Source organism: Pacificibacter marinus, assembly GCF_900109555.1.
GTDB classification, from domain to species: domain Bacteria; phylum Pseudomonadota; class Alphaproteobacteria; order Rhodobacterales; family Rhodobacteraceae; genus Celeribacter; species Celeribacter marinus_C.
Map to the genome: position 1 here is coordinate 20032 of NZ_FNZV01000017.1, position 19049 is coordinate 39080.

Sequence of the window (19049 nt, forward strand, 5' to 3'; positions counted from 1 at the left end):
TTTTCGAGGCGGGGAAAAGCGATGTAAAATGCGGAGCAATAATGGCCCACACATCGGTGGCCAATTTCCTTGAGTTTCCCAGTCATTCGTTGGCGACCACTCTCGGGACATTGCTACGCAATACCCTGCTGTGCAGTGCGTAACTGCCCAAGCTGAGACGCGACTGCTCTTTGATATGAGCCAAAGACCAAGCGGCACCAAACCGCGACAGGTCCAGTTTCAAGATTCACCGTACTTTCACCTCGACCAGACGAGAAAACAGTCCTATGATCACATTGGGATTATCGTGAGATCGGTTTCACCTCCGTCTCACAGATGTCTCACAAATAACGAAGTCCGCCATCGCAAACAAACCAAAAAATGAATTAAATACAATCACTTATGTGATACCTGTGAAACTAGCTCCGTTCCCTACCGCCGAAGCCAAGAATTTCAAGGGGTTAGCTGATTTCAGCTAGCCCCTTTTGGCTTTTTGAAGTCCTCTGGGAAAACACTGGAGGAACAACAAGGATGTTTTTATGGCTTGTTGGCATCTTGGATCAGGAAGTACCGTAACTGCGTGCATCTTGGAAGTTTCATCAAAGATAGAGACGGATCAAAGAGCCGAGCCGGCGAGTAGCATCAGTTCAGTTTGGCAGTGAAGCATATTTACTTAAAATCCGCACCGCCGCCGCTCAGCACTGGGCTAGAAAAGCCCGATCGTTTTTTTTCTAAAAGGAAGGTGGCTTAAACAAGTACTTGGGGCAGCACGCAACGCGACAGGTCCAAATTGGCCTCACCGGATACCGTTTGAATTCTATATTTACCATTAATAACAATAATTTGGACATATGATATTTGATATCAATGGGATGATATAGCTTATCTCAGAGCATTCCCTCAAAAAGATTTCAGCTTGATCAGACGCCAGGTCGACTGCAACGAAATTCTATTAAATCACGAAGGAAACGAATATGAAAAAAGTTTTAATCGCAACCGCCGCTCTGATTTCTTTGAACTTGATGCCAAGCAGCGCATCCGCAAATTACTATTCTTATCAAAGATGCATGAATAACGGCGGCAATGCATTTTCGTGTTTGGGTGAATTGCTGTGGGATGACGGTAGCATCGTTGCTCCTGATATCGAAGACCAGTTCAACTTTGTTCAAAAATATGACAAAGCCGCTGTCATGCAGTCTGTGAAAACCCATTCTGAACAATGTGATCAACAAAAAGATAAAGAACGGGCGGCTTGCTATTTGGACGGCCTGAAGCATGATCTTAAAAAAGAACGCGTTGTAGACGATCTACAAAAGGAAAAAGCTGTAAAAGGTCTTGCTGTAGAACGCGCTGTGAAAAAATAATTTCGCTTAGGTGTTTTAACAAGCATCTACCAACATTCCGACAGCTTGTGCCACGTCATCGGCGTGGCACAAAATTGCCGCCGTTTTCAATACGTACCTTTCCTCGTACATAAGTCGGATGTTTTTCTTTTCGACACTCTCATGCGGTCCAATCATCAAACCATCATGCTGACGTTGCTGACCCCATTTGTTCAGTGTCAAAAGGCCAAAGTTCAAATTTGATAAAACCTGCGGTCACGTTAAACCGCTACTGATAGCACTGCGCACGGCATCACTTTGATGCCTCGTCTGTGTATCTTTTTGCCATTCCATATCTCCTTCATAGCAAATAATGCTCGAAAGAGACCGGATCTAAAACGCGACACGATCATTTTTGTTTCACATTAAAAAGGGACAAAGACGCAAATCTAAGGCCCTCAATCACGCGTATTAAAGGTGCTATGCCCCATGCCGTAAAACGCCACAGGACATAGCATATTTTTAGCGCACCACGTAGACCGAGCAACTGGCATGTCTGACGACACGCGCAGAGTTTGGCCCAAGCATATAGTGAGATTTTTCGGCCTTGTGACTGCCCACAACGATGAGAGACGGTGACGTTTTCTCTGCGAGTTTCAGGACTTCTTCATAGGCTTTTCCGGTGGCCACAACGTGGCGCACCTTGGCGTTATTGGCTTCGCCCACGGCTTTGATCACCAACTTGTTGAGCATCGCTTTGGCTTCGACCACCATTTTATCATGGTGATCTTTGCTAAAGAAACCGCCCACCGGGCTCATGCCAAAATCTGGCACGACCGCGATGATATCAAGCTGTGCGTCCTCAAGGTCTGCCATTTTCTGTGCGGTTTTGATGGTCGCTAGATCATCATCCCCGTTGCTGACATCAACTGCGCATAGAATGGAACTGGTCATGATGGCACTCCTTGTTTAGAGATACGAGCCTTTTGCAAGAATGCGATAAGAGCCAAGAACAACAAAGCCGGTAGAAAGATGATTTCTTTGGGCTGCTGATGTACTGGAGCTTGCACAGATGCGATCGTTACGGGGTCATCGCCGTAAAAATCAAAGCTGCCGAGGCTGGAACTGAACGGAGAGCCAAAGGACGGCTCGTCCATATTGACAGCGTCACCGTCTGCCAACAACAGCAAGCCAAACGCGTTCAAATGATCATCGCTAGTGCCTTCGCTGGCGATTGGCATAACCAGTGTGGTTTCTTTGGTCTCGCCCGTGTCGTAATCAGGACCAGACACCACAAGGCGGAACTCATCGCCGACGGATGCATCGTCAAGCGCTTGGGTAAACCCAGCAGGTTCAACAAACGCAAATGGAGGCTGCAAACGGTTCATCACAAAGTCCGGACGGAACAGAACAAAAGCGATCAACACCAATGCGATGCTTTCGTAGAAACGGCTTTTGGTCAGGAACCAGCCCATCGTTCCCGCCGTAAACACGAGGATCGCGATGGAGGCGGTGATGAACACCAATATACCTTGGTACCACGTCACATCGATCAACAACAAATCGGTGTTGAAGATGAACACGAACGGCAAAGCAACTGTGCGCAGGCTGTAGAAAAACGCGACGAAACCGGTTTTGATCGCGTCCCCACCAGACACCGCAGCGGCGGCGAAACTGGCAAGCCCCACAGGCGGCGTCACGTCCGCCATAATGCCAAAGTAGAACACGAACAGGTGCACAGCAATCAGCGGCACAATCAGACCGTTTTGCGCGCCAAGTTCAACCACGACGCCCGCCATCAAAGAGGACACAACGATATAGTTGGCCGTGGTTGGCAAGCCCATGCCAAGAATGAGGGACAGCAGCCCCACCATCACCAGCATCAAGATCAAGTTGCCACCTGACAAAAGTTCGACCAAATTCGCCATCACTTGGCCCACGCCTGTAAGCGTCACAGTGCCCACGATCACGCCAGCGGTAGCTGTCGCAAGACCGATACCGATCATGTTGCGTGCGCCGTCGATGAGACCTTGGGTCAAATCCACAATGCCTTGTTTTACGGCATTCGCCATATCGTTTTCGCCGCGGAACATGGCTTTAAGTGGGCGTTGCGTTAACAAGATGACGAACAACAGCATTGTCGCCCAAAATGCGGATAGGCCTGGTGATTTTTGCTCAATCATCAAGAAGTAAACCAACACAACGATGGGCAGCAGGTAGTAAAGCCCCGTTTTGTAAATCTCACTGATCACTGGCAGTTCGACTTCTTCTGCGTTGGGGTCATCTGGTTGTAGGTCTGGCGCAGTCGCAGCGAATGCAAGCAGCCCGACATAGATCGCACAAACGATCAAAGACATGATCAAGCCAGCATAACTTGGAACCCACGCAGACACCGCATTGACAGGGAATTGAGACCCGTAACACAGGCCAGCAAAGACAGCGAAGAACGAGAACATTCCAATCACCGTGCGCGCCATTTTGACTTCGCGGTGACCGATTGTTGGCATGTTGTTTTTGATGGCTTCAAGGTGAACGATGTAGACCAAAGCGATGTAGGAAATCGTTGCAGGCAAGAACGCTGCGGTGATCACTTCGACATAGGAAATGCCCACATATTCAACCATCAAGAACGCAGCAGCGCCCATAACAGGCGGCATGATTTGACCGTTTACAGACGATGCCACTTCGACAGCGCCCGCTTTTTCGGATGAAAAGCCAACACGTTTCATCAAAGGAATGGTGAATGTACCAGTGGTGACAACGTTGGCGATGGATGAGCCAGAGATAAGACCTGTCGCGGCAGAACCAACAACAGCGGCTTTGGCAGGACCACCACGCAGGTGACCAAGTGCGCCGAACGCCATTTTGATGAAATAGTTCCCCGCGCCCGCTTTATCGAGCAAAGCCCCGAAGAGCACGAACAGGAATACGAATTTGGTAGAAACGCCAAGCGCGATGCCGAACACACCTTCTGAGGTGATCCACATGTGGCTCATGGCTTTTTTCAATGACGCGCCTTTCCAGCGGATCACATCGGGGACGAAATCTGATGAGCCAAAGAACACATAGGCCAAAAAGATTGTCGCGATGATCGCCATAGCAGGCCCTAGAGCGCGACGTGCGCCTTCGAACAAAATCAGCAAGCCAGCAAGGGCGAACCATTTGTCCATGTTATCGGCAAGCCCGCCTGCGTTGACGATCTTTTCATAAAAGAAAAGCCCGTAAAGCGCGACAAAGGCACCGAACAGTCCAAGCAGCCAATCAAACATCGGGATGTAATTGCGCGGGCTCGATTTAAACGCGGGGTAAGCCATAAAGGCTAAAAACACAGCAAATGCCAAATGCACCTGACGCGAGTTGTTAATCAGATCTCCGGGCAAAACATAGTTCGCCAAGGGGGATGCGAGAAGCACCTGAAACAACGACCAAACGACGGCAACAATGGCAAGTAACATGCCAACGCCTCCGGCGGGATCGCGCGCGCCAGCGTCAGAGGAGGCTACAAGATCCTGTAGCTCCTGCTCGCTGAGCGGTCGGTTTTCTGTTGATTTATCTACCATGTCAGTCCCTGTTGAAATGCGGATTTTCCCGACTTTATTCAAAAACAAAAAATGGAGGGGCACTGTGCGCCCCTCCAAAATACTCGTATAATTTAGTCAATCAGGCCAGCTTCTTTGTAGTATTTCGCAGCGCCAGCATGCAAAGGCGCAGACAGGCCAGCTGTCGCCATTTCTTTAGGGTCAAGATTTGCAAATGCAGGGTGCAATTTGCGGAAATCTTCGATGTTTTCCATCACGGATTTCACAACAGTGTACACAGCTTCTTCAGACACGTCAGATGAGGTTACGAATGTCGCGCCCACACCAAATGTTTTCGTGTCTTCGTCGTTGCCACGGTACATGCCACCAGGAATTACAGCTGTGCGGTAGAATGCGTTGTCAGCGATCAAGCCATCAACAACATCGCCGTCAACTGTCACAAGAACAGAGTCACAGGCTGTTGTTGCTTCTTGGATGGACCCAGATGGGTGACCCACAGTGTAAACCATTGCATCGATTTGGTTGTCACAAAGTGCGGCAGACTGTTCAGCCGCTTTGAGCTCAGTTGCCAAAGCGAAATCGTCAGTTGTCAGACCTTTTGCTTCCAAAAGCACTTCCATTGTACCGCGTTGACCGGACCCGGGGTTGCCGATGTTCACGCGTTTGCCTTTGAGATCATCAAACGTTTTGATGTCCGCATCAGCGCGTGCCACAACTGTGAATGGCTCAGGGTGAACTGAGAACACAGCGCGCAGACCTTCGAAGGGGCCCGCTTCTTCAAATTTGGATGTGCCATTGTATGCATGGTACTGCCAATCGGATTGCGCCACACCAAATTCCAACTCGCCTTCGCGGATTGTGTTGATGTTGTACACAGAACCACCCGTGGATTCTACGGAACACCGGATACCGTGCTCTTTGCGGCCTTTGTTGACAAGACGGCAGATCGCGCCACCTGTTGGATAGTAAACACCGGTGACACCACCTGTACCGATTGTGATAAACTCTTCAGCAAATGCAGCAGGTGCCATCATGGCGCCTAGAGCAAACGCAGCTACGGACAGTTTCAAGTTCTTAGACATTCAATGTCTCCTTTGGTTAACTTGTTAATAAGCTCATCCATCCCAAACTTCGTTGAGACGGCGATTCCGGTTTTCGACCTCTGCAATACGTGCACGCGCGGGCGCACCCGACCGTGCTGCAAGAGAGCCGATTAGAATTTCACACAGCACCAGCGTTGATGCGTAAGACGAAAAGAAGTGCTGACTTTGGGTGGGCACAATAAAGCTAGCAGAGGCATGCACCAACGCAGGACAGGCCCGCGTGTCGGTGATGACAATCACAAAAACGCCCGCCTTACGTGCCTCATCCGCTGCACGCACCGAGGATTGCACACACGGCGGCTTGGTCACCACGATCATGACGTCTTGTTCCGACAACCCCACAAGATTGCTGGCCATAGAGGCCCCCATGCGGCTTGCCATGGACCAGTTGTCAGCAATGAAACTGGCCATATAGGTTAGATATTCAGCAACCCCTGTCGAGCCAAGCTTGCCCGTCACCAACACACGCCGCGCTTTGTGCAAGCGTTCAACGCAGGTTTCCAAGGTGGCGCTGTCAATGGATGTGGCAAGGCCCTGCACATTGGCCGCACTGTCCACAACATGTTGAGAGAAAAAGTCTTTATCGCCTTCATCATGGCGCTGCTGTAACGCTTCGACCTTATGAGAAAAGGTATTGGTGCGATGTTCAATCGTGCCGCGTAAAACCTCGCGCAGGTCTTCATAGCTGCCATACCCTAAAGCGGTCGACATGCGTGAAAACGTTGCGGGGGACAGGCGGGCATCTTTGGACACGGTTCGCAAACTGCGGGTCGCCACATCCACAGGGTTCGCCACAACAAAATCGGCAGCGGATCTGAGCTTGGGGCTCAAAGACGCGTATTTACCAGACAATTGTTGTTCGAATGACATTTGCAAAATGCGCTCCCCCACAAACTTTGCACAACACGAGCGTTTCACTTGTTTCATACCTTGTCAACAAAAGAATCGTATGTTTCAGTGCCGTGGTTCAACTGACCTTAAGGCAACAAGATGTCCCACGTTTTTCCGCGTCATACCAAATCCGCGCTTCCCACAGTGTCCCATGGCAAAGGCGTATATCTTTACGATAAAGCCGGAAAACAATACTTTGATGGCTCAGGTGGGGCAGCCGTATCTTGCCTTGGGCATGGCGACCCAGATGTAACGGCCGCGATCAAAGAGCAGCTCGATACAATCGCTTTTGCGCACACCAGTTTTTTCACCTCAGACCCCGCAGAACAGCTTGCCGACAAACTTATCGCCCACGCCCCCGAGGGGATTGAGCGGGTGTATTTTGTCTCTGGCGGGTCAGAAGCGATGGAAGCCGCACTTAAACTGGCGCGGCAGTACTTTGTGGAAATCGGCCAGCCGCAACGCCGCCATGTGATCGCACGACGTCAAAGTTACCACGGCAACACGCTGGGTGCGTTGGCAACAGGCGGCAACGCGTGGCGCCGCGCTCCGTTTGCGCCTATGCTGGTCGATACCACGCATATTGCCCCGTGTTTTGAATATCACGGACGCCACAATGACGAGACACCATTTGACTATGGGCAACGTGTGGCCAATGAGCTTGAGACCGAAATTTTACGCCTTGGCGACGACAGTGTCATCGCCTTTGTCGCGGAACCCGTTGTTGGGGCCACCGCTGGCGCTGTGCCGCCTGTCGAAGGCTATTTCAAACGTGTCCGCGAGATTTGCGACCAATATGGTGTGCTGCTGATTTTGGACGAGGTGATGTGTGGCATGGGCCGCACCGGGACGCTGTTTGCCAGCGAACAAGACAACGTGCGCCCCGATATTGTGGCGGTCGCCAAGGGACTGGGCGCAGGCTATCAGCCCATCGGTGCCATGCTGTGTTCGGCGCAAATCTATGCCGCCATTGAAAACGGTAGCGGATTTTTCCAACACGGCCACACCTATGTGGGTCACCCTGTCGCTTGTGCTGCCTCGCTCGCGGTGCTGACAAAACTCACAGACGGCGGACTGGCTGCGGGCGTTTCTACGCTTGGCGACAAACTGCAAACCGCGCTTGAGCAAGAATTCGGAAACCACCCGCATATTGGTGACATTCGAGGGCGCGGATTGTTTCGCGGGCTGGAAATCGTGCAAGACCGCGAGACGAAAAAGCCGTTTGACCCCGCACGCGCGCTGCACAAAGACCTTAAGAAAAAGACATTTGAGGCTGGCCTTGTGTGCTACCCCATGGGGGGCACAATCGATGGACAAAACGGCGATCACATTTTGCTGGCCCCGCCATTTATCATGACCGATGCCCATATTGATGAGATCACCAGCAAACTGCGCATCGCTTTGGATCAAGTGTTATGAAACGCCAATCTCATACGCTGCCCTGCGCGCTACCACGTGTGATGGTCGCGCCAAACGGGGCACGCAAAACCAAAGCCGACCACCCTGCTCTACCGCTGAGTTTGGACGAAATCCTGACCACGGCATCCGCCTGTCACGCCGCAGGTGCCGACGGGTTGCATTTGCATGTGCGCGATGCGGCGGGCAAGCACAGCCTAGATGTCGGTCTGTACCGCGAGGCGCTACAAGCCCTCAACCACACAGTTCCAGACATGACGTTGCAAATCACGACCGAAGCTGTGGGGCTATACACCCCCGCGCAACAACGTGATGTGGTCGAGCAGCTCAAACCCGATGCTGTGTCGATTTCAGTGGCCGAACTTTGTGCCGAAGACGACATGGCGATCACAAGCGCGTTCTATGCCTTTTGCGCCGATCAAAATATTGCGGTTCAGCACATCTTATATGGCGAAACTGATTTGCAGTTGATGAACAGTCTTTTTGCCCAAGGCACGCTTGACCCCGCGCATCTGCAACTTTTGTTTGTGCTCGGGCGCTATACGACGGGGCAACAAAGCAGCGCACAAGATCTTAACCCCTTTGTGACTTGGAAAGACCAGTATTGCCCCGCAGCAGATTGGGGTGTCTGTGCCTTTGGTCAAAACGAAACGCTATGCTTGCAAGCTGCCCATCAACTTGGGGGCAAAATACGTGTCGGGTTTGAAAACTCATTCCAAAATGCGGATGGATCAATCGCCAAAACCAACGCTGAACGTGTTGCAGAAGTGGTCAGTTTTCTTGACCTTTGAACGCCGCATATCCCGCACGGGGGCGCATCTAAAAATCTGCGCTTTCCCGTACTGTAAGACATAGAAAAACCGCCACCAATTTGGGGCGGTTTTCATTTAGGTTTATGTGGGGCGCTTAGCCGCCAAACCCGCGTGTGCCACCCGTTTTACCAAAACCACCGCGTGATCCGACTGTGGCCTTGGTCATAGGCGCTTTTCCTGCTGTTGCAGCAGGTTTGGCGAATTGGTTGCTGCCGATGCTGGCTTTGCCTTTGTTGGCCGAATAGCTGGCGCTGCCCGCAGCATTGGTGAAACCACCGCCAGATTTGCGGTACAAAGGCTGCGATCCTGCCATGCCGCCGCGTCCACCAAGCATATTGCCAATGAGATATCCGGTCAGCAACGGCATAAAAATACCGCCAGACCCGCCGCTGGCCACCTGTGACGCTTCAGAGCCACAGGCCCCAGCACCATGTTGGCTTTCGCACACTTCAATGCTGTCGTAGCGCGGCGCGGCTTCGACGTGCAGCGCTTGGGCTTCGGCAAAGGCAATGTCGCATTGTTCAGTCGACGCAAGCCCGCCCGCGCCGACCTCGGCCTTGCAGGTTTCCACATCGGGATAGGCCTGCGCATCGATTTTTTCCTCTTGGCAGCCTGCCAGAGCAAAGGATGCGGCACCGAGAATGCTAAGAGCAACGGCTTTGGAACGTTTGGTCATAGAAGTAATCCTTTGATCTCAATCTCGAATAAAATGCGGTTTAAAGCGCGACATATCTTGAGTGATGCGTGACCGATCTTCGCGCACGCTCATGCCCACGCAATCGGTCCCCACCATCCAAGCGCCGATCACGGGGCTAAACCCGTCAAAACGGGGCAAAGCATGATAGGCCTGAATGATATGCGGGTGGGCACTATAGTCATTGTTGGGCGCTACATCAGTGACTTGCCCCTGTTCGACGATGGACACTGACGCGCCTTCGCGTGAAAAAATGGGTTTGCGCACATGGCCCGCTTGCAACACATCTGCACAGGACTCAAACGCTTCGCGCGCGCTTGGCACAGCAATTCCAGCGCCGCGCAGCCCCTCGCGCACATCCGCTTCAAAGAACGCGGGTAACAGGTTTGGATGGCCCTCAAACATCTGCCACAACACCGGCAAAAGACCCTTGTTGGACACAACAGATTTCCACGCAGGTTCGATCATCAAACAGTTGGCGGTCGCGATGTGTTGCGCATAGTCATCGCCCAGCATGTCTTCCCAAGGGTACAGCTTGAACAACGCGCCGATCACGCGGTCTTGGTCGTCCAAGAATTGCCCGTCTTTGCTAAGACCCAATTTTTCCAAATCAAAATAATGCGCCCCAAGCCCCGCTTCGCGCGCGGCCCAGCCCAGCATTTCAACCGTGGCGTAATCTTCGGGATTGCCGCCCGCAGCGGTGAAATGCACATCCATGCCATTTTCAAACAAGGCGGCAAAGCGTGCGACCAAAGCCTCGTGGATGCCGTTGAATTGATCATCGCTTTTGTGCAAAACGCCCGCATCAATCTGGCCTTCAAGCCACGCCCATTGAAAGGACGCACTTTCGTACAATGAGGTCGGCGTGTCGGCGTTGTATTCCAACATCTTTGCAGGGCCCGTGCCATCATAGGCCAAATCAAATCGGCCATATAGTTCTGGGTCTTGGCGTGTCCAACTGTCTTTGACCAAATCAAAATGTGCCGCAGGAATGCCGAGTTTTCCTAGCAATTCTTCGCTTTGCACAATTTTAGCGGCTGCCGCGCGACACATGTCATGCAATTCGGTTGATGGATCTTCGATGTCATCTTCGATTTGGCGCAAGGTGAACTGATAGGCCGAGGTTTCATCCCAATAGGGTTCGCCGTGCATATCTGCAAAGGTAAAGCCAAGCTCAGCGGCTTGATCACGCCAATTTGGGCGCTCAGGTAGGGTTATTTTTTGCACGCAAGATGTCCTTAAAAGTCACCACACTGCCTACAAGGGTTCTGTGCAAAAGGCCAGATATAAGCCAAAGGGCTATTCTGGTGGCATACCGCGCCCGCAGTGCGCCTGCGCCCCGTGACACTTAGGCGCTGACAGATATCAAAACCACCAATTGCCCCGCCTGACAATATGCCGGATACTACGCGAAAATACCAATGCAGGAGGCCCGACATGTCCTTTTCCAGACGACAGGCTTTGACGATGATTGGCGGGGCTATAGCGGCCCCCAGCGCCTTTGGTGTCACCCGTGCACTGGCCCAAAATCAAAACGCCACGCCGCTTTTGGTGCAGCCTGCCCGTGCTGAAATCATGCCCGGCTTTATCACAAAAGGCCTTGTGTCCACGCGCCCCGACGGCCCGCCGCCAGTACTGCGTATGCGCCAAGGTCACGCGTTCACGGCCCATGTCAAAAACGGCACCGAAGACTACACGGCCATGCATTGGCACGGCTTGCGCATACCAAATGACATGGACGGCGTGCCCTATCTGACGCAATTTCCCATCGCGGGGGGCGAGACATTTGACTACCTCTACACCCCGCCCGATGCGGGCACCTATTGGTATCATCCGCACTGCATGACGATGGAACAAATGGCACGCGGTCTGACAGGTGTTCTGATCGTGGAAGAGCCTGAAAATCCCGGATTTGATGCCGATATAGCATTGAATTTCAAAGATTTTCGTCTTGGCCGCGACGGACAGTTCATCGACCTGTGGACCGCACGTGGCGCTGCGCGCACGGGCACCTTTGGCACTGTGATGACTGCCAACTGGACCGTTGATTTGGTCGAAGATGCCCCTGCTGGCGGCTTGGTGCGCTTGCGGGTTGCGGCCACTGACACAGCGCGGATGTATCGGTTGTTTTTGCCCAATGCCACAGGCCATGTGATCGCTTTGGACGGGCACCCGCTTGCCACGCCGATGGCGCTGCCAACACGCGAAGAAGACGCGCTGCCCCTGGCTGCGGGGCAACGTGTTGATGTGGCTTTGCGCATGCCCGATGGCGAGGGTGAAATTGTCGAGGTGATGAGCGACGCCCCCGGTGGGCCGCGCCGTATGGCACGACTACGCGCCACGGGATCATCGCTGCACCGCAACCTTGCTGAGCTGGAGCCCTTGCCTGCGAATGCGATCTCAGAACCTGACATGGCCAACGCGCGACTGGAAGAATTCGTGTTTGGCTGGTCCCCCCAAGGCGATGCGCCGAACAATGGTTTTTGTGGCACGCTGGGCTATACGTTTTGGTCGATCAACCGCAAACCTTGGCCGGGTGATGCGGCGACAGGCACGGGGCCGCTGGCCACATTCAAGCGTGGCGAAACCGCTGTTTTACGGTTGCGCAATGAAAGCCCGAATGCCCACCCGATCCATTTACATGGGCTGACATTTCGGGTGATTGCGTCAAACCAGCGGGCTGTGTCATCCAATTGGACTGACACGGCACTTTTGCAAAAAGGTGAGACTGTGGATGTTGCTTTTGTCGCTGACAACCCTGGCGACTGGGCGTTTCATTGTCATGTGATCGAACATCAAAAAACCGGACTGGCCGGATATATTCGCGTTTTATAGCATACAGATACGTGTAAAAATTAATGTAACAGGCACACCAAAAGCGTGCCTGTTTTATTGTGTCAGACGACCCTTATGCTAAAGCGATAGGCGCTCGGCATGCCACGTCAGATGATCATCCATAAATGTTGAGATAAAGAAATACGAGTGGTCATACCCCTCTTGAAATCTCAACGTCAAAGCGATGTCTGTTCGCGCGCAAACGTTTTGCAACGCATGGGGATTACAGCCTTCAAAGAAATTATCCGCAGCACCTTGATCAACAAAGAGCGCAGGAAAACGCGCCCCATTTTCAATCAAACGCACGGCATCATATTCGGCCCATTTGGCGTCATCCGCACCCAAATATGCCATCAGCGCGCCTTTGGACCACTCAGCCGTTGAGGGATTGGTAATCGGCGCAAAGGCAGAGCAAGACTTAAACGTATCGGAGTTTTTCAGCGCGATGGTCAATGCGCCATGACCGCCCATGGAATGGCCAGTGATGCCTTGCCGCGTCATGTCAGCAGGGAAATTTTCAGCGATAAGCGTAGGCAATTCTTGAGTCACATAGGAATACATCTGAAAATTCTTGGACCACGGAGATTGCGTGGCATCGACGTAAAACCCAGCCCCCTGACCCATTTGCCAGCTCTCGTCATTTGGCAAATCATCGCCGCGTGGCGAAGTGTCGGGGCAAACGATAATCAAGCCCAATTCGGCGGCTTTGCGGCGATATTCGCCTTTGTCCATGACGTTGGCATGAGAGCAAGTCAGCCCAGACAGATACCAAACAACGGGGCATTTGTCAGTGGCGGCTTGGGGCGGCACGAAGACCGCAAAGGTCATCTGAGTGCCCGTTGATGTGGACTGGTGCGTGTAAACGCCCTGCGTGCCGCCAAAAGAGAGGTTCGTTGAAACGGTTTCCATGATCGGGCCCTTTTAAATAGAAAAACCCCGCGCAATCAGAACACTACGCGAGGTTGTTAAGAGTTTAGAAGATGACGACAGAGCGAATAGATTCGCCTTTGTGCATTAAATCAAAGCCTTTGTTGATGTCTTCCAAACCCATTGTGTGGGTGATCATTGGATCGATCTGGATTTTGCCATCCAAGTACCAATCAACGATTTTTGGCACATCCGTGCGCCCGCGAGCGCCGCCGAAAGCGGTGCCTTTCCACGTGCGACCTGTGACCAATTGGAAGGGGCGCGTGGCAATCTCTTGGCCCGCGCCAGCCACACCGATGATAACGCTTTCGCCCCAACCGCGGTGCGATGCTTCTAACGCTTGGCGCATCACGTTGACGTTGCCGGTGCAATCGAATGTGTAATCCGCGCCGCCGATCAAATCATCGCCGCGCTTGGTCATGTTGACGATTTGCTCGACCACATCGCCGCCTTTGGATGGGTTGATAAAGTGTGTCATGCCGAATTTGCGGCCCCACTCTTCTTTGTCGTCGTTCAGATCGACACCGATGATCATGTCAGCGCCCGCCATTTTCAGGCCTTGGATCACGTTCAAACCGATACCGCCAAGACCAAACACAGCCGCTGTCGCGCCGAATTCAACTTTGGCCGTGTTCATCACCGCGCCAACGCCAGTGGTCACGCCGCACCCAATGTAGCACGCTTTGTCGAACGCTGCTTTTTCCGAGATTTTCGCGACCGCGATTTCGGGCATCACAGTGTAGTTTGAGAACGTGGAACAGCCCATGTAGTGATAGATGGTTTCGCCTTTGTAGGAAAAGCGCGAGGTGCCGTCGGGCATCACGCCTTTGCCTTGGGTGGCGCGGATCGCTGTACATAGGTTGGTTTTTTGCGATTTGCAGGATGCACATTCGCGGCACTCAGGGGTGTAGAGCGGGATCACGTGATCTCCAACTTTCACGGATGTCACACCCGGTCCGCACTCAACTACAACGCCTGCGCCCTCGTGGCCCAAGATGGCGGGAAAGATGCCTTCTGGGTCTGCACCTGAGCGGGTGAATTCGTCTGTGTGGCAAATGCCTGTTGCTTTAATTTCGATCAGAACCTCGCCCCACTTTGGGCCTTCTAGATCGACGTCAACGATTTCCAGTGGTTTTCCGGCTTCGAATGCGACTGCTGCGCGTGTTTTCATGGTCGTCTCCCAGAGGTAAAGGCGCAAAACTGCGCTGTTGTGATCAGCTTACCTGTGGTTGTGCGCCGCGCAAAGGGCTGCGGGGCGGAAAAATGGCGTTTTTGCTGTTCACGCATGCGGCACGTAGCTTTGCATATTTGCAGAACTAAAAACGTAACGCGCGTTATTTTGCACACACCTATCGAGACACGACATAATAAAACCCCCGCACCTCAGAAGGCAACGGGGGTGAATATTAAGTCGTAAAGTTGGCCATGACAGCCTTGCCGCAAATTAGTCTTGGGCGGCTTCACGTGCAATGCGTGGAATGTCAGCGCGGTTGATGCCGATATCTGCAAGCTCGCGGTCGCTCAAGTGAAACAACTCGCTCATGTAACGTGCTTCAGCAACGTTGCGTGAAAATTTTGCAATAGCTTTGGCAAAGGCTTTTGCGAAACGCTCAGCCAAAGAGACTTGATTGAATTTTGTGTTTGAAGCTGCATATGCCATTTGAATTTTCCTATCTTTCGGTGCGTCTGTATATTGTGTGGTGGGCGCTGTGATTTGGCCCAGTGTTCGGTATGTCTTGTCTGGGCGTTTGCCCGATTGCTTGAGTTGAATATGGGGCAAATGCTGCGGTGCAACAATCCACAATACAAGAACCCCGCCATGCACTCAACGCATACACTTTTCTTTAACCCATTCCCTAGGCGCATAGCTGACCACACAGCCCTGCAGATCTCGACTGCAATTAAGACGTGCAGACAAAAAGGCCCCGCAGATGCAGGGCCTTTGCAGTCGACATATATAATGTGGTTTAAAGGGCCTCAGCCGCAGCGCGCGCAGGCATATATTCAAGCCCCTGAACATCCGCCACAGGTTTGCAGGTCACTTTCCCATGCGCCACATTCAGCCCCTCAAGCAAATGCGGATCAGACAGCAGCGCGTCTTTCACGCCTTTGTCCGCCAGTTTCAACAAGTGCGGCAAGGTGGCATTGTTGAGCGCATAGGTTGATGTGCGCGCCACGCCCCCAGGCATATTGGCAACGCAGTAATGCACGATGCCTTCTTCGATATAGATCGGATCAGCGTGGGTTGTGGCCCGCGAAGTTTCGAAACACCCGCCTTGGTCGATGGCAACATCCACCAACACAGCGCCAGCTTGCATGGTTTTGAGCATCTCACGCGTGACAAGTTTGGGGGCAGCCGCACCGGGGATCAACACAGCCCCGATGATCAAGTCAGCGGTGGTGATCACATCCGCAAGCGCGGTTTTGCTGGAATAGAGCGTCTTCACGCGACCACCAAACTGCGTATCGATGCTTTCAAGCGCTTCATTCGAGCGATCCAATATGGTCACATCCGCGCCCATGCCCACAGCCATCACAGCCGCATTGCGCCCCACAACTCCGCCGCCGATAACAACCACTTTAGCGGGGGCAACACCGGGCACACCGCCCAGCAAAACACCACGCCCGCCTTGGGCTTTCTCTAATGTATGCGCGCCAGCTTGCACCGCCATACGGCCCGCAACTTGGCTCATCGGCTTCAACAGCGGCAGACCGCCAAAGGGCGATGTGACGGTTTCATAAGCGATACAAGTCGCGCCCGACGCCATCAGATCAACGGTTTGTGGCGCATCTGGTGCAAGGTGCAAATAGGTGTAAAGCGTTTGCCCTGCCCGCAGGCGCTTACGCTCGACCGCTTGGGGTTCTTTAACTTTGACGATGATGTCAGCCGTGGCAAACACGGTTTCGACATCGGCCACTGTGGCGCCTGCGGCCAGATAATCAGCATCTTGTGCGCCAATCCCCAAACCAGCCCCGTGTTCCATGACGACATCATGACCATGGGCCACCAGCTCCGCCGCACTTTCAGGCGTCAAGCCAACGCGATACTCATGATTTTTGATTTCTTTTGGGCAACCGATCCGCATATCTCATCCTCCATGTTGTGTTTTCCAAAGCGTAACAGCCCTTACATGGGATTTTCTGCGCTTTGAGGAGTGGCACTGATGTTTTGTGGCGTATTCACCCGACGGATTAGCATATTTCGATTGGAAATCCCACAAGACTCAGCTTTGCAATACTTTTACCCAAAAGCCAGACGACAGCAGGTGTGTAACAAGTGTTGTGATTTCGGCTGCGCCCCACGGGACTGCTTGCGCCCTGCCCGCGATTTATGATCTATGGAGACAAACCAGTTCGGAGCTTTTCAATGACCACATCTCATGCCGTCACCATCGGATCCCCTGCGCTCAAAGGCGCTGTCACGTTGGCCAATGATTTGCCATTTGGGCTAATTTGCGGACCTTGCCAGCTGGAAAGTTTGGATCACGCACGCATGTTGGCTGAAAAAATTGCCAAGGCCTGTGATGCGACGGGCACACCGTTTATTTTCAAAGGCTCTTATGACAAGGCCAATCGGTCATCTTTATCTGGCGAACGCGGACTTGGGTCTGAGGTTGGTTTGACGATATTGTCAAAAATCCGCGATGAATTTGGCTGCCCCGTTTTGACGGACGTACATGAAACCCATCACTGTGACATGGCCGCGGAATTTGTCGACATTCTACAAATCCCAGCATTCCTATGCCGTCAAACTGATTTGCTATTGGCAGCGGGCGAAACGGGCAAAGTCATCAACATCAAAAAGGGTCAATTCCTAGCCCCTTGGGATATGGCAAACGTCGCGCAAAAAGTGGCATCAACGGGCAATCACAACATCATGCTGTGTGATCGCGGCACGTCATTTGGGTACAACACGCTGGTGTCTGATTTCCGTGGCCTGCCGAAAATGGCCGAAACAGGCTACCCCGTTGTGTTCGACGCCACGCATTCCGTGCAACAACCCGGCGGCAATGGAAATTCATCGGGCGGGGACCGCACCATGGTGCCGCCTTTGGCGCGCGCGGCTGTCGCAGTTGGCGTGTCTTGTTTGTTTATTGAAGCCCATGAAGACCCTGACAATGCGCCCTCGGATGGTCCAAACATGGTGCGGATAGAAGAGTTGCAAGGACTGCTTGGCACACTGCGCGCTTTGGACAACGTGGTCAAACCTGCCTAAGCGACAGTTAATTTTTTTCGTAAAAGCAGATTGCATAAGCCATCTTGCCGCCCCAATCATGCCTTTGGGTCGGCAGATTTCAATGTCAAATTTATCCTATTGAAACATCACAAGAAGGATAAATAATGGCACAGTCTTCACCATCGCAAAACGCGCCTTCGGTAGCGCAAACGATTCCTCAAACTCCGGCTCAAGCCCCGCCAGCACAGTTCACCGATTGGGCAGCACTTTAAGATTACGCATTGCTTTGGGCCTGTCACACAGGCAAAATGATACCGAATTTTCAGGCCCAAAAGCACCAATGTCCCCGACAAACCCCACGACATCAGACCCTGTTTCAACCATCCGCAACCTTGGTCCTGCCTCGGATGCTGGCTATGCGCGTGCGGGCATCACCAGCGCCACGCAACTGCGCGATCTCGGCCCTGATGCTGCCTATGCCATGTTGATGGCGGCGGGCACGCAACCACATTTTATCGGCTATTACGCTTTGGTGATGGGGCTGCAGGGGCGTCCGTGGAATGACTGCAAAGGCGATGAGAAAAAGGCGCTGCGGGTGCGATTTGACGCAATCAAAACCCGAGCCGCCCGTGACGAAACCGCTGCACCTGCGGGAATTGAGCGATTTTTAGATCAGATTGGTGTTGGCACCAAACGCTAGGCTTGCGGCCAAAATATTGTCACAACATTAAACGAAAAAGGCCGCCCCGAGGGACGACCTTTTAGACATTATAAAACCAAAAACGGTTTCACCAAAACAGTTGGCTTAGCCAACCAATTCAAGACCGGAGAAGAAGTAAGCGATTTCTTCTGCAGCTGTTTCTGGAGCGTCTGACCCGTGAACAGAGTTTTCGCCGATAGACAAAGCGAATTCTTTGCGGATTGTGCCGTCAGCTGCGTCACTTGGGTTTGTTGCGCCCATAACTTCGCGGTTTTTAGCAATAGCGTCTTCGCCTTCAAGAACTTGAACAACGATTGGCTCGGAAATCATAAAGTCACACAATTCGCCAAAGAAAGGACGCTCAGAGTGTACGCCGTAGAATTCTTGTGCTTGTGCAAGTGTCATTTGAATACGCTTGGATGCGACAACGCGCAGGCCAGCTTCTTCGAATTTTGCAACAATCGCGCCTGTAAGGTTACGTTTTGTGGCGTCTGGTTTGATGATAGAGAATGTGCGTTGGATAGCCATGATGGTATCTCCTGTAAGAGCGTTGAAATCTTTTTTGGAAATACGATCACGCGCACATCCAAGATTGCGCGCCGATTAACACGGGGCGCAGCGTTTGGAAAGCGATTGTTGCCATTATAGTGAGCA

Annotated in this window: 17 protein-coding genes; 6 read left to right on the forward strand and 11 right to left on the reverse strand. The window is 52.6% G+C overall.

Going from position 1 to position 19049, the window contains the following annotated elements:
* Positions 1–953 precede the first annotated feature (953 nt).
* Positions 954–1343: a hypothetical protein gene (locus BM025_RS17035; RefSeq protein WP_085847597.1), complete on the forward strand. Its 390-nt coding sequence runs from the start codon at positions 954–956 to the stop codon at positions 1341–1343.
* Between the two features lie 480 nt (positions 1344–1823).
* Here the strand turns inward: BM025_RS17035 and BM025_RS17040 are convergent, their stop codons facing one another.
* The 4 genes from BM025_RS17040 to BM025_RS17055 form a co-directional block, all read right to left on the reverse strand.
* Positions 1824–2255: a universal stress protein gene (locus tag BM025_RS17040; protein ID WP_085847598.1), complete on the reverse strand. Its 432-nt coding sequence runs from the start codon at positions 2253–2255 to the stop codon at positions 1824–1826.
* Positions 2252–4861, reverse strand: a complete 2610-nt coding sequence (locus tag BM025_RS17045; RefSeq protein WP_085847964.1) for a TRAP transporter permease — start codon at positions 4859–4861, stop codon at positions 2252–2254. Before BM025_RS17045 ends, BM025_RS17040 begins: the two co-directional genes overlap by 4 nt.
* Before the next feature lie 92 nt (positions 4862–4953).
* Complete coding sequence (locus tag BM025_RS17050) at positions 4954–5922, reverse strand: TAXI family TRAP transporter solute-binding subunit (RefSeq protein ID WP_085847599.1); 969 nt, start codon at positions 5920–5922, stop codon at positions 4954–4956.
* 33 nt (positions 5923–5955) lie between these two features.
* A complete protein-coding gene (locus BM025_RS17055) occupies positions 5956–6813 on the reverse strand; it encodes a MurR/RpiR family transcriptional regulator (RefSeq protein WP_170842221.1) in 858 nt (285 codons plus the stop codon).
* 120 nt (positions 6814–6933) lie between these two features.
* On the opposite strand from BM025_RS17055, the gene BM025_RS17060 reads away from it, so the two are divergent.
* Complete coding sequence (locus tag BM025_RS17060; RefSeq protein ID WP_085847601.1) at positions 6934–8253, forward strand: aspartate aminotransferase family protein; 1320 nt, start codon at positions 6934–6936, stop codon at positions 8251–8253.
* The gene (locus tag BM025_RS17065; protein WP_090875451.1) at positions 8250–9041 is read left to right on the forward strand and encodes a beta-keto acid cleavage family enzyme; all 792 of its coding nucleotides are present in this window, start codon (positions 8250–8252) and stop codon (positions 9039–9041) included. The genes BM025_RS17060 and BM025_RS17065 overlap by 4 nt, the downstream gene beginning before the upstream one ends.
* 115 nt (positions 9042–9156) lie before the next feature.
* Here BM025_RS17065 and BM025_RS17070 read toward each other — a convergent pair whose 3' ends face one another.
* Positions 9157–9738, reverse strand: coding sequence for a DUF1190 domain-containing protein (locus tag BM025_RS17070; RefSeq protein WP_085847602.1), 582 nt, complete (start codon positions 9736–9738; stop codon positions 9157–9159).
* A gap of 18 nt (positions 9739–9756) precedes the next feature.
* A complete protein-coding gene (locus BM025_RS17075) occupies positions 9757–10983 on the reverse strand; it encodes a glutathionylspermidine synthase family protein (protein ID WP_085847603.1) in 1227 nt (408 codons plus the stop codon).
* A 210-nt stretch (positions 10984–11193) separates the two neighbouring features.
* Between BM025_RS17075 and BM025_RS17080 the strand changes: the two genes are divergently transcribed.
* Complete coding sequence (locus BM025_RS17080; protein WP_085847604.1) at positions 11194–12591, forward strand: multicopper oxidase family protein; 1398 nt, start codon at positions 11194–11196, stop codon at positions 12589–12591.
* A 78-nt stretch (positions 12592–12669) separates the two neighbouring features.
* On the opposite strand, the gene fghA is transcribed toward BM025_RS17080, so the two are convergent.
* The 4 genes from fghA to ald form a co-directional block, all read right to left on the reverse strand.
* A complete protein-coding gene (gene fghA, locus BM025_RS17085) occupies positions 12670–13500 on the reverse strand; it encodes an S-formylglutathione hydrolase (RefSeq protein ID WP_085847605.1) in 831 nt (276 codons plus the stop codon).
* Between the two features lie 64 nt (positions 13501–13564).
* Positions 13565–14689 (reverse strand): S-(hydroxymethyl)glutathione dehydrogenase/class III alcohol dehydrogenase, encoded by a 1125-nt coding sequence (locus tag BM025_RS17090; RefSeq protein ID WP_085847606.1) that lies wholly within the window; start codon positions 14687–14689, stop codon positions 13565–13567.
* Between the two features lie 273 nt (positions 14690–14962).
* Complete coding sequence (locus BM025_RS19005; RefSeq protein WP_139204592.1) at positions 14963–15178, reverse strand: DUF1127 domain-containing protein; 216 nt, start codon at positions 15176–15178, stop codon at positions 14963–14965.
* 307 nt (positions 15179–15485) lie between these two features.
* Entirely contained in the window at positions 15486–16604 is a 1119-nt protein-coding gene (ald, locus tag BM025_RS17100) for an alanine dehydrogenase (protein WP_085847608.1), read from the reverse strand.
* A gap of 281 nt (positions 16605–16885) precedes the next feature.
* Here ald and kdsA point away from each other — a divergent pair, with 281 nt between their 5' ends.
* Both kdsA and BM025_RS17110 read left to right on the forward strand, forming a co-directional pair.
* Positions 16886–17734, forward strand: coding sequence for a 3-deoxy-8-phosphooctulonate synthase (gene kdsA, locus BM025_RS17105; protein WP_085847609.1), 849 nt, complete (start codon positions 16886–16888; stop codon positions 17732–17734).
* 301 nt (positions 17735–18035) lie between these two features.
* Entirely contained in the window at positions 18036–18395 is a 360-nt protein-coding gene (locus BM025_RS17110) for a TfoX/Sxy family DNA transformation protein (protein WP_085847610.1), read from the forward strand.
* 105 nt (positions 18396–18500) lie between these two features.
* On the opposite strand, the gene ndk is transcribed toward BM025_RS17110, so the two are convergent.
* On the reverse strand, positions 18501–18923 hold the full coding sequence (ndk, locus tag BM025_RS17115; RefSeq protein ID WP_085847611.1) for a nucleoside-diphosphate kinase: 423 nt from the start codon (positions 18921–18923) through the stop codon (positions 18501–18503).
* Positions 18924–19049 lie beyond the last annotated feature (126 nt).